At 46.1% G+C, this 16,821-nt stretch carries 13 protein-coding genes and 1 pseudogene; 2 read left to right on the top strand and 12 right to left on the bottom strand.

Annotated elements, in window-relative coordinates; all coding sequences use genetic code 11:
- Window positions 1–12: 12 nt before the first annotated feature.
- The 3 genes from remA to MHB37_RS13335 are packed head-to-tail and all read right to left on the bottom strand — an operon-like array spanning window position 13 to window position 3,122.
- The gene (gene remA / locus MHB37_RS13345) at window positions 13–273 is read right to left on the bottom strand and encodes an extracellular matrix/biofilm regulator RemA (protein WP_006209218.1); all 261 of its coding nucleotides are present in this window, start codon (window positions 271–273) and stop codon (window positions 13–15) included.
- Between the two features lie 48 nt (window positions 274–321).
- Window positions 322–1,215: a YicC/YloC family endoribonuclease gene (locus MHB37_RS13340; protein WP_076129143.1), complete on the bottom strand. Its 894-nt coding sequence runs from the start codon at window positions 1,213–1,215 to the stop codon at window positions 322–324.
- Window positions 1,216–1,253: 38 nt separating this feature from the next.
- Entirely contained in the window at window positions 1,254–3,122 is a 1,869-nt protein-coding gene (locus tag MHB37_RS13335; protein WP_405169491.1) for a bifunctional homocysteine S-methyltransferase/methylenetetrahydrofolate reductase, read from the bottom strand.
- A 185-nt stretch (window positions 3,123–3,307) separates the two neighbouring features.
- Between MHB37_RS13335 and MHB37_RS13330 the strand changes: the two genes are divergently transcribed.
- Window positions 3,308–3,565 carry a hypothetical protein gene (locus MHB37_RS13330; protein WP_036686181.1) on the top strand — a complete coding sequence of 86 codons (258 nt, stop codon included), beginning with the start codon at window positions 3,308–3,310 and terminating at the stop codon, window positions 3,563–3,565.
- On the opposite strand, the gene MHB37_RS13325 is transcribed toward MHB37_RS13330, so the two are convergent.
- The 5 genes from MHB37_RS13325 to MHB37_RS13305 all read right to left on the bottom strand — a co-directional run bounded on the left by MHB37_RS13325 (window position 3,538) and on the right by MHB37_RS13305 (window position 11,463).
- A complete protein-coding gene (locus MHB37_RS13325) occupies window positions 3,538–4,638 on the bottom strand; it encodes a GerAB/ArcD/ProY family transporter (RefSeq protein WP_076129140.1) in 1,101 nt (366 codons plus the stop codon). The genes MHB37_RS13330 and MHB37_RS13325 overlap by 28 nt on opposite strands.
- A 22-nt stretch (window positions 4,639–4,660) precedes the next feature.
- Window positions 4,661–5,947 (bottom strand): Ger(x)C family spore germination protein, encoded by a 1,287-nt coding sequence (locus tag MHB37_RS13320; RefSeq protein WP_081383232.1) that lies wholly within the window; start codon window positions 5,945–5,947, stop codon window positions 4,661–4,663.
- Window positions 5,865–7,526: a spore germination protein gene (locus MHB37_RS13315; RefSeq protein WP_076280822.1), complete on the bottom strand. Its 1,662-nt coding sequence runs from the start codon at window positions 7,524–7,526 to the stop codon at window positions 5,865–5,867. The genes MHB37_RS13320 and MHB37_RS13315 overlap by 83 nt, the downstream gene beginning before the upstream one ends.
- 146 nt (window positions 7,527–7,672) lie before the next feature.
- Window positions 7,673–8,509: a diaminopimelate epimerase gene (dapF, locus tag MHB37_RS13310; RefSeq protein WP_076129138.1), complete on the bottom strand. Its 837-nt coding sequence runs from the start codon at window positions 8,507–8,509 to the stop codon at window positions 7,673–7,675.
- Window positions 8,510–8,646: 137 nt separating this feature from the next.
- Window positions 8,647–11,463 carry a calcium-translocating P-type ATPase, SERCA-type gene (locus MHB37_RS13305; RefSeq protein WP_076189874.1) on the bottom strand — a complete coding sequence of 939 codons (2,817 nt, stop codon included), beginning with the start codon at window positions 11,461–11,463 and terminating at the stop codon, window positions 8,647–8,649.
- Between the two features lie 291 nt (window positions 11,464–11,754).
- On the opposite strand from MHB37_RS13305, the gene MHB37_RS13300 reads away from it, so the two are divergent.
- Window positions 11,755–13,644: an NFACT family protein gene (locus MHB37_RS13300; RefSeq protein WP_405169490.1), complete on the top strand. Its 1,890-nt coding sequence runs from the start codon at window positions 11,755–11,757 to the stop codon at window positions 13,642–13,644.
- 87 nt (window positions 13,645–13,731) lie between these two features.
- Here the strand turns inward: MHB37_RS13300 and MHB37_RS13295 are convergent, their stop codons facing one another.
- The 4 genes and pseudogenes from MHB37_RS13295 to MHB37_RS13280 form a co-directional block, all read right to left on the bottom strand.
- Entirely contained in the window at window positions 13,732–14,619 is an 888-nt protein-coding gene (locus MHB37_RS13295) for a PHP domain-containing protein (protein WP_405169603.1), read from the bottom strand.
- Window positions 14,620–14,691: 72 nt separating this feature from the next.
- Window positions 14,692–15,144: pseudogene (locus MHB37_RS13290) on the bottom strand (GNAT family N-acetyltransferase); the annotation flags it as partial.
- 23 nt (window positions 15,145–15,167) lie between these two features.
- Window positions 15,168–16,067 (bottom strand): selenium metabolism-associated LysR family transcriptional regulator, encoded by a 900-nt coding sequence (locus MHB37_RS13285; protein WP_076129135.1) that lies wholly within the window; start codon window positions 16,065–16,067, stop codon window positions 15,168–15,170.
- A 160-nt stretch (window positions 16,068–16,227) separates the two neighbouring features.
- Window positions 16,228–16,665, bottom strand: coding sequence for a hypothetical protein (locus MHB37_RS13280; RefSeq protein ID WP_076129159.1), 438 nt, complete (start codon window positions 16,663–16,665; stop codon window positions 16,228–16,230).
- Window positions 16,666–16,821: the final 156 nt, after the last annotated feature.

Here is a 16,821-nt window from a genome sequence, read left to right as displayed (position 1 = left end):
TCCATTTAGTTGTTATTCGTCGTTGTCGTCATCTTTACTGGATAAGCGATGCGCCACAGTCTCCGGCTGTACAGCCGATAGGATGACATGATCACTATCTGTAATGATTACGGCACGAGTCCGTCGGCCATAGGTGGCGTCGATCAACATATGCCGATCACGTGCCTCCTGGATAATACGTTTGATTGGTGCAGATTCCGGACTGACGATAGAAATAATGCGGTTGGCAGACACAATATTTCCAAAGCCAATGTTAATAAGTTTGATTGCCATGTTCCGGTAGTTCCCCCCATAAAGTTCTATGCTATTACCTATTCCCGATTACTCTATGTTCGCAGCTTGTTCTCGAATCTTCTCCAGTTCTGCTTTCATATCTAGCACAAGACCCACGAGAGTTAGATGATTGCATTTCGATCCGATTGTATTCGTCTCACGGTTCATCTCCTGAATGAGAAAATCCAGTTTGCGTCCTACCGGTCCTTTCCCCTTCAGGAGGGCTCTGCATTGCTCGAAATGACTATACAACCGGGTCAACTCTTCATCAATATTACAGCGATCTGCAAAAATAGCGATCTCCATCCCAAATTTATGCTCATCAAAAGCGAACGTCCCATCATTTAGTTCATTTAACCGATGTCGAAGTTTCTCTCGATATTCAATGATTACGACAGGTGCAAGTTCAACCATTTCAGCATGCATGTTCTCAAGATGGTTCAGGCGCTGTTCAATATCAGCGGCTAGAAAACTTCCTTCACGGGCGCGCATCTCCAGCAGAGACTGCAAACACTGCTCAAGTCCCGCCTCCAATACTTCGGAGTAGTCTTCTAATGTCGCAGACACGGCACCCGCAGCCTCGTCTTTGCTGTCCATAATACCGGGTATAGAAAGTATATCACGTAAAGTCAACTCACCACTCAAACCATATTCATTCTTAAGCTGCTCTGCTGCCTTTAGATAGGTCATTACAGCAGAGTGATTCAGAACCGGTCTAACAGTCGACTCATCGTGCTCTCTATTGATGGTAACATCTATTCTTCCCCGTTTGATGTGCTGCTGAACCTTTCTTCTCAACACATCCTCATAACCCGTCCAATCCCGGGGCATCCGCAGTACAACTTCGCAGTACCGGTGATTCACCGATTTCACTTCGAACATAATCTTGTAGCCGCCGAATTGCAGGGACGATTGACCGTATCCGGTCATGCTAAATGACAACGGAATCACATCCATTACACTATTGTAATTGATTATTACTAGCGAAACAAGGGGGACAATTTGCGTCCTGATTTCTCCCACACATACTCAATTAGCTGTGCACTCATATCGTAGAACATGAACGGAGTCATCAGATAGATCCCATTAAAATGTGCAGTAGCAACATCTAACAGTTCCTTAGCGATAGCGACACCTTCTGCTCTTCCAGCTTCCCCTTCAAGTCCCTTCATGCGGTTGCGGACATCGTCCGTAAGCTGAATACCGGGAACCTCATTATGCAGAAACTCTGCATTTCGTCCGCTTGCCAGTGGCATAACCCCAATGAATACAGGGATTTCCAGATGTGCTGTTGCCTCAGCTATCTTCACGATAAGTTCCTGATCATAGACAGGCTGGGTCATAATATAGTCGGCACCAGAGGCGATTTTCTTCTCCAGACGTTGCACTGCCTTATCCAAATGTTTAACATTCGGGTTAAACGCAGCTCCGATTACAAAATTCGCTTTCTGTTTCAAAGGTTTACCTGAGAAGGAAATCCCGTCATTCAGCTGCTTGATCATTCTAATTATCTCAAAAGAAGTTAAATCATAAACCGAGCTTGAGCCGGGAAGATCTCCAAATTTCGCAGGATCACCTGTTACGGCCAGCACATGATCAATTCCAAGCGCATCAAAACCCATCAAATGGGATTGAGTACCAATCAAATTACGATCCCGGCAAGCAATATGCACTAGCGGACGAAGTCCGGTTTTAGCGTGCACCAAATGCCCCAACGCCATATTGCTCATCCGTGTAACAGCCAGAGAGTTGTCGGCGAGTGTCAACGCATCCGCGCCTGCTCTTCTTAGCGCTTCTGCACCCTGCATAAACTTTGCGATATCCAATTCACGAGGTGGATCAAGCTCAACAATTACCGTATGTCGTTCCTTTACCAGATCAACCAGGTTCGGCTCTCTACCCTCTCTACCATCATCGCCAAAATTATCTTGCAGCGATACACGCTCCACAGCAGGTGGCAACGGTTTAGGAAGCGGTTGCGGTACATAATTCTTCAGTGCAGACGAGATTTCTGCGATATGCTGCGGAGTTGTACCACAGCAACCACCGATTATCCGGCAGCCCATCTCCGCAAAAGTCTGCGCCATTTGCCCAAAATATTCTGGAGAAGCCCCGTACCGGTATTCTCCGTCTACATAATCCGCTACACCCGCATTTGGATACACAGAAGCTGGCAAAACCAGACTCCCTTGTACAGCTTTGAGCGCCCGCTTCATTCCGTTCGGGCCTGTGTTACAGTTAAATCCGATAACATCAGCGCCATCGCTTTCCAGGATACGAAAAGCTTCCGGCAAAGTTAATCCATCTAATGTGCGTGCTGTTTCATCGACAGCTAATTGGCAAACTACAGGAAGCGAGCTGATCTTGCGGAGCGTTCTTAGAGCTAAATGCAGTTCCTCAACATCGTAGAAGGTTTCCAGCATAATGCCATCTACGTCCTCTTCTAACAATGCAGCAATCTGCTGTGTAAAATATTTTTTCAGCTCTGTGGAAGAGAGATTCGCACGTTTGCCCGCGCGAATAGATCCTACAGCTCCTAATACATACCCATGATCTCCAGCAGCCCGGCGAGCGATTCTAACCCCGGCTCGATTGATTTCCTCAACCTTAGATTCTAGACCATATTTAGAGAGCCTGTCATAGTTCGCCGAGAAGGTGTTGCTCTCCAGCAGCACTGCCCCTGCCTCAATATAGCTGCGGTGAACATCTTCGATTACCCCCGGAGAGGTCAAATTCAATTCTTCATAGGAAATGCCGACCGGGAAACCCTTCTGATATAAGTAGGTGCCCATCGCTCCGTCTCCGACTAATACTTTATTTCCCCATGCGGAACGTAAATCCGGCTTCACAACAAGATCCTCCCCTGCCACATTAGTTTCTAACTTTAGTTTCATACTAATGTAACATAAATCGGTATGGATGATAAGCTTTCCAAAAGAAATGCATTTAGCCCAAAATATCCACCATGCATGTTCATCTATAAAAAGCTTCATACTAACGTTAATGCTGAGATTTCCATAAAGGAGAGAATACTTTGAAGAAAAAAACAAGAAAGTTTCTGATCCGAAAATACGCTGTAACTTTACTGCTAGCCACTCTCTGCTTATTGTATATTTATTTGCTAGATTGGCTGTATGGCTATGGGCTGGGTAACGTCGGCTATATCCTTAATTATCTATTCTATACCGCCTCTGAGAAAGCAACGGCTTGTATTTTGCTGCTCTGCTTGTTCATCCCCGATATCTACTACTGGAAAACAGGACATCAACCAGAACGTGGCGGGGAAAGATGACTTCTTATCGCCGCAACAATGACAAGAATTACAGGGATCAACACCATAAAGAAGGGGAAAATCGTATATAACAATCTCCCTCCCTCATTAATATGTTCAGTAAAGCTCCGCGCGTTCAACATCGAGCTGAACAGAATGATCAGAGCACAGGGATAGACCATTCTCCGGTAAGGAATTTTGAACAATTCGGAAATTCCTATAAGTGCCGCCGCAAAAAACACTGACATTTTGAAAAAAACGCCGATAATCAGCACCATAACTACTAGAATATCCACACGTTGAATAAAATCAGAGATTGAAATCTTGCTAATCGTGGGCATCAGAGGGAGGGGTGAACGTTTCACAATATCTGTGCCCAGCACGGAGATATTCAGCATCATAGTCAGACTTAAGAGCAAACCTGAAACAAATATCCCTGCTCCGATGACCCAAGGACCTTTTTTAACATTGTTCAGATAGGGCATTAGCATGGTAAAACAAATCATTTCACCAAAAGGGAACATATAGTTCTGGCGAATGACAGATTCGATCACAGGCTGGAACCCATTCTCAAAAACAGGAAGCAATCGATTCAAATTAATGGAGCCCGATAACATCAGCATGATCGAGCAAAATATACCTATCAGCATTACGAGAGTTGCGAATACCAATGAAGTTCGGGATAACACCTCTACTCCTTTATGCAAAACATACGCAGAAGATAAGATCATCAATGTAGATATGATAAACAACGGTGTGCGGTGCATAGTAGCCATAACCAGCATGGAACTGCCATCCCGTAAATCACGACCCGCTAAATTGAGAAAAAGAATAATGTAGAGAACGGAAATCACCGTACCTAAGGATCTTCCCAGCAGCTTGCGGGTATATGCCGTTAAGGGGAGATCCGGAAACTTTCTGTATAAATAAGTGTACCCCGAAAAAATAATCAAACCGATCAAATTTCCGAGCAGTATGGATATCCACGCATCTTTACCAGACTCCATCCCAAGATTCACTACCAGTGCTGTTCCAAGTTCAAACAACAAAGTCAACGTGAAAAATTGGAGTAGTCCTATTTTTATTTTTCCCATAGCTGCTCCTCCTTTATCGTCATTACTTATACTTGGACTGAAAGGAATCACTCCGCATATCCGTATGCCTGATCACAGCATCCGTATTGATATTAATCTGGCAGGTTTCAAATATACGGTCCCAATGATCTTTTACTTGTTTCCAGCCACGTGGATTAGCTCTTTCTGCTGCTTCACCAAAACCTAGATAATCACTTTTTAACGAACGGGCAGTTGTTATGGCAGCGCGAATCTGTTCTTTAATATTCTTTTCCAAAAGCTTCGAAAGATTATTTAACACCGTCGGATCTGTTAGATCCAAGCCATTGGGCGATTCCTTTAATCCAGCCTGCTGAGTGACGTTAATCGTGAAGATAGGATGCTCTATGTCTTTCGCATCAGCGTGGATATGTACCTGTGATAAATACACATTAAATGATATATAATCATTCTCACCTATCGAGACCAGTACCGGCATCTGAGAGATTTTATTCTTAAGCAAAACGGTACCGATCGCCTCCTCCCCTTGCAGCCACCCTTTAAGCTTGTCTTCTTTAAAAGCTGCAAGACCCGTAACTTTTATTATGGCCTCCGGTCTTATTTTTTTTAAATTATCATTACTTTCCCTCTGCTCCAAATCTCCAGTCACTAGCACGCCATTGATCACTGGCCCCCCACCAGGAACCTGTATCCCCCGGATAATATCATCCACTTCCATCCGATAGTTATATCCGAATTGTTTAGAGGTCGTCTGCAGCTTTTCCACCAAATCGTTGGATGGAATTCTTCCGAACACGGTCATAGTCGTCATACATTCACTAGCAGGCTGTCCCTTGGAAATAAAAATCAGGCTTGTCAGCCGGGTTTCACTTTCCCTTTCCAGCACATCCATGATATCCTTGATGCCTTCTTGCGCGAACTTCTCGGAAATGATGACTACCCGAATATGTCCTAAAGACAAAAAACGTGCAGTCTGACGTGAGGCATTGGCTAATGCTTCAAACATAGAGCGGCCGCTACCTTTATATACCGAAACAGGTGAAGTCCCTCTAGCGTTCTTCCCAGAGATTTCGTCAGCAACGATAACCTGAAAGGATACTACGTATTTCTCTTCTTCTGTAGGTCCTCTATCTATGGACACACCCGAAACGATGGCTCTTCTGTTTAATTCCACACTATCCCAGCAGCCTGTGAGACTAAGACAGATCAATACGCAAGGTAAAAGTCCTGCTAAGAAAAAATTGCATTTACTCAGAATCTTGCTTTCCTTTCTTATGCGACTGTGTCCCTTTAGTCTTATCAAGAATTTTTGGAGATAGGTTCTGTTCATGTCCGGTTGTGATCTCCTTCCCTTCTGAAATGTTCCCTTGCTGCGCAGTAGCAGGAGCTGGTTCTGCTGTGCCAAGCGCCCACAAAGGCAGCCTTAAGACAGCATCCTTCTGACCTCTGGATGACAAAGGCACGATTGGAGACAAATAAGGAACGCCAAAAGTCCGCAGACTGTTCATATGTGCAACCAGTACGATTAAACCCAATGTAATCCCGTAAAAACCAAACATACCGGCCAATATCAAAAAACCAAAGCGGATAATTCTGCCCGCAATCGCCATGTTATACGCTGGAATGGCAAAGCTCGCAATCCCGGTCAACGCGACCACAATCACCATAACGGGCGTAATAATTCCAGCCTCTACCACGGCCTGACCAAGAATCAGAGCACCTACTACAGATACGGTCTGCCCAACTGCACGTGGCATTCTTACTCCCGCTTCCCGGATGATCTCAAACGCACCTTCCATTAGAATAGCTTCGACAAAAGCGGGGAAAGGCACATTTTCTCGTTGCGATAACAGGTTGATCAGCAAAGTCGTAGGGATCATCTCATAATGAAACGTCGTCAAAGCTATATACACGGAAGGCCCTAGAATAAGCACGATAAAACTGATATACCGAATAATTCGCATCAGAATAGCAATATCGAACCTTTGCGCATAATCCGAAGCTGACTGAAAAAAAAGAGTGAAAACCGCAGGCAAAATCAATACAAAGGGGGTGCCATCAACGACAATCACTACCCTCCCTTCTAACAGATTCGTTGCAGCCACGTCTGGCCGCTCGCTGTTATTGATCGTTGGAAAAGGGGTAAAGGTCTTATCCTGAATCAGCTCTTCGATATAACCGGATTCCATGATGGCATCTACATTAATCTGTTGCAGCCGTTTTCTAGCTTCTTCAACCAGCTTCTCGTCCGCAGTATCCTTGATGTACATTAAAGCCACATCGGTCTGAGTTACCGACCCGATCTTCACATGCTCGAGCCTTAGTTTGGGTGATCTTATTCTTCTGCGTATTAATGAGACATTCGTAGCCAAAGATTCAACAAAACTATCCTTTGGACCACGCACAACTAGCTGAGTCGAGGGTTCGGTGACAGAACGAGCTTCCCCTCCTTCAGTCTCACACATGATGCCACTGTCATAACCTTCAATGAGAATCAGTGTCTTCCCAGAAAGAATTCCGAGCAGCACCTCGTTCCAATCCTCCTGCAGCTGCGCTTCACCTATTTCCAGGGCACGGTTTAAGATGAGGTCATTCAGATTATTTGCTGCAGTATTACTTTCCTTGAGCATCTCATCCGTAATAGAGAGCAATGAACCCATTACAAATTGATTAACGGTTTCTGTCTTAGCTAGACCATTAAGATGTACCGCAGCAGCCTCAACAAAGGATTGCTCACCAAGCTTTACCTGGCGGATTCTAAGATCCGGACTATCTCCCAGCTCGGTAATGATATTGTTTAGTGTCTGCTCCAGATGAATGGTTAATCTGGCTCCAGAACCTGAACCCGCCGGGTCTGCTTGCTGTCCCTTACCGGATTTATTTCTTTTAGTTAACCCGTTGATGTTCAACAAGCTCCCCTCCTTTTTTCATAAACATTGTAGTATTATTCTCGGTTACTCCTTCCATTATTCGGCTGCTTAAAGTCACATCAGGTTAGAAACACAAAAAAGGCAGTCCAAGAATGCGCTCTTGGACTGCCTTTTTTGTTATTTTTTTATATTGCTACACTGCCCGTGAATACGACCTCAGCAGGTCCAGTCATATACACATGATTATCCTCTTCATTCCATTCAATATAGAGATCGCCGCCCTTTAGACTAATCCAAGCTGCCCGGTCTGTAAGATCGTTCAGCACAGAGGAGACAAGGGTTGCACAGGCTCCAGTGCCACAGGCAAGCGTAGGTCCTGCCCCACGTTCCCAGACACGCATATCCACTCTCCCCCGATCCAGTACCGTTGCGAATTCAACGTTTACTTTTCTCGGGAACAAAGGATGTACCTCAAGCTTAGGTCCCCATGTGGCAAGATCAAAATTCACTGCATCTTCTACGTAAATCACGCAATGAGGATTTCCCATGGATACCGCTGTGAACGTAAATTCGGTTCCGTCCGCTTCAATCGGCTGAGAGAGCACTGGCTCTGCATCAATAGATACTGGAATTTGCAGACCGGACAATACAGGTTCGCCCATATCTACGGTTACAGTCTCCACAACACCGTCTTTCACGTTTAATGTAACCTTTTGTTCTCCGGCACCAATCGTTTCTATTACAATCTGCTCTGAGCTTACCAGTCCGTGGTCATATACATATTTAGAGACACAGCGAATGGCATTTCCGCACTGCTCCGCCTCCGAACCATCAGAATTCATAATACGCATCATGAAATCGCCACGCTCAGAAGGAAGGATATATACCAGTCCGTCAGCACCGATTCCAAAGAACCGGTTGCATAGGGTTACAGCAAGCTCCGCTGCATTACTTGGCAGCTCTTGCTCTCCGAAAACAACGATGAAGTCATTACCGAGGCCGTGCATTTTTGTAAATTCCATTAAAAGTCCACTCCTAAAGGTTATATTATGTTAGCATTCGCTTAAGCTTAAGGTTCTGTGTAATTTAGCATTTCGCAAGCATATGAGCGGTTAACTGCAACAAGTATACCTTTAGGAATGGAGCATTAGTATTGACTTTATGCTGAAATTTTTGTACTTTTTATCATCGTACTGCCGCTGCGCCCCCGATTACGTTTGCCGCCCCAAACACTGCCGGCACCCATCAAGAAGGTTGGGATTCCGGCTGTTACAAACACCAGACACCATTCGCGGAAATTGAGCGGCACTGTTTTGAAGACAGGCTGGAGCACAGGCACGTACATTACGGCCAGCATTAGTAAGACTGATGACAATACGGCAAGCACTAGATACTTATTCTGGAACGGATTGCGGTGGAACACTGAGCGCGAGCTGCGGCAATCGAAGACGTGGATCAACTGTGCCATAACGAGTGTCGCAAAAGCCACCGACTGTGCGCGAATCAATTGTGCAGGATTCTCTGGTGCTATACGTAAAGTTAGCCAAAATGCTCCTAGCGTACATAAGCCAATTAAGAGTCCACGGCTTATAATTTTCCAGCCTAAGCGGCGGGCAAAAATATTCTCTTTCGCACCACGCGGTTTATGCTCCATCAAATCCTTCTCGGGCTGATCCACGCCAAGGGCCATCGCTGGCAGTCCGTCTGTCACCAGATTGACCCAAAGGATTTGAATGGGAACGAGTGGCAATGGCAGAGCGAGCATCATGGCAAAGAACATTGTCAGAATTTCTCCTACATTGGATGCCAACAAATAACGAATGAATTTACGAATATTCTCATAGATGTTTCTGCCTTCTTCGATGGCAGCAACGATCGTAGAGAAGTTATCATCTCCGAGAACAAGTGATGATGCTTCCTTGGTCACATCTGTGCCTGTGATACCCATGGCTATTCCGATATCCGCAGCCTTAATGGCTGGAGCGTCATTCACTCCATCTCCGGTCATAGCCACTACGTGACCATGACGTTGTAGCGATTTAACGATCCGAAGCTTATGCTCTGGAGATACGCGGGCGAATACATACACATTGTCCGATACCTTATCCAGCTCATCATCATCCATCCGGGTTAACTGAGCACCTGTCAGCACCGTTCCACCACGCTGCAGAATTCCCAGCTGGTGAGCAATAGCCTCGGCAGTTGTTCCATGGTCACCGGTAATCATAACCGTCTTAATCCCGGCCCGGCGTGTGACGCTGATGGCATCGCGGACTTCACGACGTGGCGGATCAATCATTCCAGCCAAACCAATAAAGACTAATTGATTCTCCGCATCCTTTTCACTATTCACATGTTCATTTGGACGCATATCCCGGTAAGCCATACCTAGCACACGAAGGGCTCCAGAAGCCATCTGCTCATTGGCATCAAGCACCTTTTGCCGCAAAGTCGGCGTACAAGGCACAACACCGCCCTCCCAAAGCATGTATGAGCAGCGATTGAGCAGTACATCGGGCGCACCTTTTGTACATACCATCCGTCCTCCAGGATGGCCTACGATCACAGACATCAGCTTCCGTTCAGAATCAAACGGAAATTCCTGTTCACGAGTGTAGGTTACAGCAAGCGTCTGAGCGGTCAGACCCATCTTTCCTGACAGTGCCACGAGTGCTCCTTCAGTCGGGTCGCCCTTCAGTTCCCAAACGGAAGTGTTGTCTGCAGACTTTTCAAGAATAGCATCCTTATCCTTCCCTTTGCGTTTGCCTCGCACTTCAGACTGGAAGGTCTCGATGATTTCCGCGTTGCTGCATAATGCGCCGACCTGCAACATCCGCCGTAAGCTTTGATCATGTTTTAGATCCACTGCTTTACCTTTCTCCAGAACCTGTCCATTTGGAGCATACCCTTCGCCTGTTACCTCAAGACCACGTCCACCCGTCCATAATCGGGTCACCGTCATTTTATTCTGCGTTAAAGTTCCTGTCTTGTCTGAACAGATTACCGAGGCACAGCCCAGCGTTTCCACTGACGGCAATTTACGAACGATAGCTTTGCGTTTGATCATCCGCTGCACACCTAGCGCAAGCGCAATAGTTACAATAGCGGGGAGCCCTTCCGGAATCGCGGCAACTGCCAAGCTCACACCAGCCAAGAACATGGAGGTGGCAGGCTGTCCATGCAGAATACCTGCTGCCACAACTACAATTGTCAATCCCAGAGATACGTAGATCAGAATCTTTCCTAGTTGCTCAAGCCGGTGCTGCAAAGGTGTTTCCTGAGAATCCGTATTTTGGATTAGATCTGCTATCTTACCCATTTCCGTATTCATACCGGTACGGATTACAACAGCTCTCCCTGTTCCTCTGGTTACCATAGTGCCCATGAAGCCTAAATTCTTCTGATCACCAAGCGGAATCTCTTCTGCACGGATCGCTTCCGAATGCTTCGAGACAGGCAATGATTCCCCAGTAAGTGCGGATTCTTCCACATATAGAGCACTGCATTCCAACCAACGTACATCAGCAGGAATCCGATCACCACTCTCCAGCAAGACAATATCGCCTGGCACCAACAGCTTGGCTGGGATAATCTCGCTATTCCCTCCACGTAGCACTTTCGCAGAAGGTGCGGAGAGCTGCTTTAAAGCTCTGAGCGAACGTTCGGCGCGAAACTCCTGAACAAATCCAAGCGCTCCATTCAGTAGGATAATCGCGATGATCGTGATGGCATCCAAGTATTCGCCTAGCAACCCGGATACAAGCGTTGCACCCATGAGCACAAGCACCATGAAATCCTTGAACTGGTTCAACAGCAGGGTAAACGGAGATACTGTCTTTCCTTCCGACAGCTCGTTGTACCCGTTCTCCTTTCGTCTCTCCGCGGCTTCCTCATCACTGAGGCCCGTCCTTGGCTGGACATTGAACATTTTCTGCAGCTCTTCTGCACCGAGACGGTGCCAACTGTTTTGTTCCATGACTTTTCTTTCCCTCCCGGTCGTTTCTTTACTTCCGGCGGCGCACAGCTTTTCCACCTGTTCATGACAAATGTATTCAAGGTCGTCCAATAATATCACCCCTATCCAATTCCCCTTTTGCGCGAATGTCCTAAAGTATGGCATCATAGAGAGGTAAGCATAAACGTCTTTGGCGTCCTTATAAGGACAGGTAGGCGTTTGAGCGAGAAATATAAGACATAAAGTATTGTGTGAAACTTTTACTTTCTTATATTTAAGAAATTCATTTCACGGCGACAGGAGAGCTTTATCATGGCATTAGACGGCATTGTTACCAAAGCTATCGTGCACGAATTGCAATCATTCATAGGTGCACGTATAGGAAAAATATATCAACCGAACAATCACGATTTAATTTTTAACCTGCGCGGCGCAGGTGGCGGCGGCAAGCTGCTGCTCTCTGCTAATCCTACGTATCCTCGGGTGCATTTTACCGAAAGAAACAGCATTAATCCTTCGGAAGCCCCCATGTTCTGCATGCTTATGCGGAAGCATTGTGAGGGAGGGACCATTGAAAGCATTACGCAGGTAGGCATGGAACGAATTATTCACATAAACGTCAAGACTAGAGATGAGCTTGGTGACGTATTTGCCAAAAAGATCATCATAGAGCTCATGGGTCGGCACAGTAACATCATTCTTACTGATCTCAGCTCTGGAACGATCATAGACGGCATTCATCATGTAACTCCATCGATTAGCAGCTATCGGATTGTGATGCCCGGCATCGCCTACACAGAGCCGCCTCAGCAGCATAAGCTGAACCCTTTGAAAATCGGCCAGGAGCAATTTCTCAATTTAATCTCGGCTGCTGAAGAAGCTGCGCTGATAGAGGATGTTGAGGAGGAAGCTGAGCCAGAAGAAATCATTGAGGGAGAGCTTGCTAATCTGATCACAAAAGAAGCAGTAGAGCAAAAACCTGACGGCTCTGGCGGTCCATCTCCCTCAGCTGACCCGGTAGGCTGGATGGTACATGCTTTCAGCGGAATGAGCCCGCTGATTGCTGGTGAAATTGCTCTTCGTCTGAGAAACACCTTGGATAAAGGCGAAGTTACAGAAACCGAAGCAGCGTTTCCAACAAAATTATGGGTTGCCTTCCATTCCGTAATGGGCCCCGTACGTGATAACGAGTTTTCTCCTGTTGCAGGTGCAAACGCAAAAGGTAAAATGATTTTTTCTGCGATTCCCTTAACACTTCTAGGTGAGAGTGCGAAACATTACAACTCCATCAGTGAATGTATGGAGGATTATTACGGGGATAAAGCCGAGCGCGATACTGTAAAGCAACGGGTGAGTGATTTGATCCGTTTCCTCAGCAATGAACGGAGCAAAAACGTTAAAAAACTCGCTAATTTGCAGAAGGATCTCGACGAAGCTCAGGATGCTGATCGTTACCGCATTTGGGGTGAGTTGCTTTTCGCTTCATTACACGCGGTATCCAAAGGGGATAAAGAAGCCTCCTTGGTCAATTATTATGATGAAAATCAGGCGGAAATGGTGGTTCCGCTCGATCCGTTATTAAATCCTTCGGACAATGCACAACGTTATTTCAAAAAATACAACAAATATAAAAACAGCCTGCTTGTTATTAATGAACAGCTTTTGAAGACGCATGAGGAAATTTTGTATATGGAGAGTCTGCTGCAGCAACTTGCCCACGCTTCCCTCAACGACATTGAGGAGATCCGCGACGAGCTTGTAAGCCAAGGTTATCTGCGTGACCGGAGCAAAAAGGGTAAAAAGAAGAAAAAAGCCACCAGACCCACATTACAGGTCTTCACCTCTTCGGAAGGAATCGATATTTATGTCGGCAAAAATAATTTGCAGAACGAATACGTCACCAATCGGCTGGCTTCTCCGAATGATACTTGGCTGCATACCAAGGACATCCCCGGATCACACGTGGTCATCCGAAGTGAGCAATTTGGAGATGCAACGCTAGAAGAAGCCGCTCAGCTTGCCGCTTATTTCAGCCAAGCCAAACAGTCCAGCAGTGTGCCTGTGGACTGTACATTGATCCGCTATGTACGTAAGCCAAGCGGTTCCAAGCCGGGATTTGTAATCTATGATCATCAAAAGACACTGTTCGTCACACCTAATGAGGAAAGAATTAAGAGTCTTCCAAATACTTTGAGAAGCTAACTACTAGATATAAAGAAACCTCCAGCTGCAGATGTTGAACATCTAAGACTGGAGGTTTTTATAATTCGCTCCGCAAATCGACTAATTTCATGCCTTCTTGTTTAAAAACTTCAGTACTTCTGTAGAAACCGTAACACTGCCGATATCCCCGTGAAAAATTACGCCTTGACGGGCACCATGAAAGTCAGAACCTCCGGTTATTAACAGATTATAATCCTCAGCCATAACATGATAACGTTCTTCTTCCGCAGGCCCGTGATCAGAGTGATAGACCTCAATCCCTTTAAAAGCGCCTTGCTCCAGAATATCTCGCACCAGAAGGTCATCCCCGTACAAGCCCGGGTGGGCTAATACTGGAGACCCTCCTGCCTCAATGATCCACTCGCAAGCTTCCTCCGGTGTGATTCTGGGAGGTGACACATAGGCTGCTGCATCCTCGGCCAAATACTTGTTGAAGGCATCTCTCATATCGGTAGCTGCCCCAAGCCGAACCAGCTCGTCGGCAATATGTGGCCGGCCGATGCTTTCATCAGGCTTCAATTCCCGCCCGATCCCCGCTATAACCTGTTCCAAGGTAATCGCAATCCCAAGGTCTTGCAGCTTGGTAATTATCGCTTCATTCCTAAGTGCCCGGGTATCTCTTAGCCCTTCCAAACGTGAGAGAAATTGTTCATTCTCAGGATCAACATAATAGCCCAGCACATGAATGTCTTTGCCACCAGCACGCGTACTGATCTCTACACCAGGCACAACGGTTATTCCGTACTTCTCTCCTGCTTCACAGGCTTCCTTCACGCCAGCTACTGTATCATGATCCGTAATGGCAACAGCGCTTAGCCCCTTCTCCTTAGCAAGCCGTACATTCTCCGCTGGCGGCTGCATGCCGTCAGAGGCTTGAGTATGGGTATGGAGGTCACATACATCCTTAGCAGATAGGTTACCTGCATTCTCCCACTCTTCCCGCAGAATCCCCATTTTTATGGCATCATAGTATTCTCCTCGCACGATTCGTGCTTTACGGACGCGAGCTTCCTCCACCATGCCACATTTCGCTGCCAACCCGATCATTCTTTTATTCCCTGACCAGGTGCCTATTCCAAGACGGACTGTATCAAGAGAATTAAATAAATAATCTATCCACATCTTAAACGCTTCCGTACCATAACCACCTGACCAATAACTAGAATCAAAGATTACTATACCAATCTCCATCCAGTTGGTTTCTTGCGATATCCAGTAGCGCCCTACTTTCCCCTTTACCTTGCCGTCTATTTCTATGATCAACAGGTTACGCGGGGTTTCCGTCTCAACTAACGCCAAATGACCTATGTAGTCCTCGGTAAACTTTTCGAATCTTTGATGTGTCAGAGATTTATAGGGACCATCCCATTTCAAGTGTTCACGGTCTTCAGCTTCATGATAGTGATAATAAAGCTTCTGAAAATCAGCCTCTGTAATATCGCGCAATACTAGCTTTTCTCCACGTAGAACAATTGACATTGTAATATCCCCCGCTTTAACTATCAGATTTGATTCGAATGCTCACGCAAATAAGTCAGGAAGGTTACTGCAGAAATTGGCAGCAGTGTTGATTTTAGATGAATGGCGTAGAATTGTCTTTTAAAAGAGGCATCGGAGATATTCACAATTTTCAACAGTCCCAGCGCAACTTCATGCTTGACCGAAGAGGTCGATATGATCGTTATGCCAAGACCTGCTTCCACCGCTGATTTCACAGCTCCCGTACTTCCAAGCTCCATCACGATCTTCATAGTTCCCGGATCAAGTCCCTTGGAGAACAGCTGCTCCTCCATCACACGCCGCGTTCCTGAGCCCTGCTCACGCAATACAAAAGGATGCTGAAGCACTTGCTCCAAGGTAACCTCTTGCTGCTCCGCAAGTGGATGATCATGTGGCACGATCAACTTCAGTTCATCCCCCATCACGGGCTCGATCTCCATGTCCGGATGTGTGACCGGGGCTTCAATTAAACCAAAATTCAGTTGATGCTTGAGGATTTCCTCCATAATTTGCGAGGTATTCATCACTTTCATCATAATTGAAATGTTAGGATATTGCTTTCCGAAAGGGCCTAACAGCCGTGGCAGCACATATTCTCCTATCGTAAGACTCGCCCCAAGCTGCAGCCGCCCCTCCAGCATATGTGTGAATGCTGACATCGCTTGATCCGTCTCACGCATCAGCTGAATACTGCGCAGCGCGTATGGCATCAGGGTGTGCCCTGCTTCGGAGAGTACGATTTTTTTGGTGGAACGGTTAAACAATTTGGTGCCAAAATAATCCTCCAGTGCCTGTACCTGCATGGTCACAGCTGGTTGAGTCATATGTAAAGTCTGCGCCGCCGCCGAGAAGCTTCCCCGCTCGGAGACCGTATAAAAAATATGCAGCTGATGAAAGTTCATGCTTCGCAACTCCTTATATTACAAAAAGAACGTCCTTTAAAGACGACAATCGTTTCTCGTAGAAACTTAAGAATATTATAATCGTGCTGTATATAAATTCTTATATTTTTAAAAAGGACATGCAGACTCGCCGCATGCCTCTTGCCCGTTTCTTTATAGACTATTTGCGTCTTCGTTTCTTCTTCGACAGCTTTGTGCGGTGAGAATTACGCAGCAGTGAAAAATAGGTCTTTAAATCTCTCAACTGTGGCATCTCCGAGATTCTCCCAAGAAACGAAACGATGATCATAGAATATAATGGCTGGCCTGAGAGATCTCTCTCACCTGTCAATTCCGTAAACTCAGCGATTACTACAGAGTCATCGTCAATTAAATATGCGTTATAATCACTGCTTGAAAAGGGCTTGATCCGATTCTGCATTAGGCACTGCCACATCCATGCAGCGACCTCTTCGGCATTGCTTGCACCATTGCTGATGCGGTCCATATAACGGCTCTTCGCATGATTGGTTATAACGATATCGGCGACCCTGTAATCGTTCAGCATGATGTGGAAGGGCTCATAAGTGCTGGGCCAATCCGTCCCCTTGTTGCGCATCATCATCACACTCCACCATAAGGGTCTTAGTATGCACTTAATGTTGTCATCTTACCTCATTGCCGAAAGTTGTACAAGTTTCTACCGTCGAGAGTAATGGCGTTTTTTTGTAAATAAGCATAAAAAAAACAGACGCTGTTTAAGCGCCTGTTTATC

This window comes from Paenibacillus sp. FSL H3-0286 (assembly GCF_045040705.1).
Taxonomy (GTDB): domain Bacteria; phylum Bacillota; class Bacilli; order Paenibacillales; family Paenibacillaceae; genus Paenibacillus_AQ; species Paenibacillus_AQ odorifer.
The sequence above is the reverse complement of the archived record's forward strand: the minus strand, read 5'-3'. Positions and strand labels throughout refer to the sequence as shown.

Coding starts and splice junctions, on each gene's coding strand:
- remA (WP_006209218.1), bottom strand. CDS start 273: ATGGCAATCAAACTTATTAACATTGGCTTTGGAAATATTGTGTCTGCC.
- MHB37_RS13325 (WP_076129140.1), bottom strand. CDS start 4,638: ATGGGAAAAATAAAAATAGGACTACTCCAATTTTTCACGTTGACTTTG.
- MHB37_RS13320 (WP_081383232.1), bottom strand. CDS start 5,947: ATGAACAGAACCTATCTCCAAAAATTCTTGATAAGACTAAAGGGACAC.
- dapF (WP_076129138.1), bottom strand. CDS start 8,509: ATGGAATTTACAAAAATGCACGGCCTCGGTAATGACTTCATCGTTGTT.
- MHB37_RS13305 (WP_076189874.1), bottom strand. CDS start 11,463: ATGGAACAAAACAGTTGGCACCGTCTCGGTGCAGAAGAGCTGCAGAAA.
- MHB37_RS13300 (WP_405169490.1), top strand. CDS start 11,755: ATGGCATTAGACGGCATTGTTACCAAAGCTATCGTGCACGAATTGCAA.
- MHB37_RS13295 (WP_405169603.1), bottom strand. CDS start 14,619: ATGGGGATTCTGCGGGAAGAGTGGGAGAATGCAGGTAACCTATCTGCT.
- MHB37_RS13285 (WP_076129135.1), bottom strand. CDS start 16,067: ATGAACTTTCATCAGCTGCATATTTTTTATACGGTCTCCGAGCGGGGA.
- MHB37_RS13280 (WP_076129159.1), bottom strand. CDS start 16,665: ATGCGCAACAAGGGGACGGATTGGCCCAGCACTTATGAGCCCTTCCAC.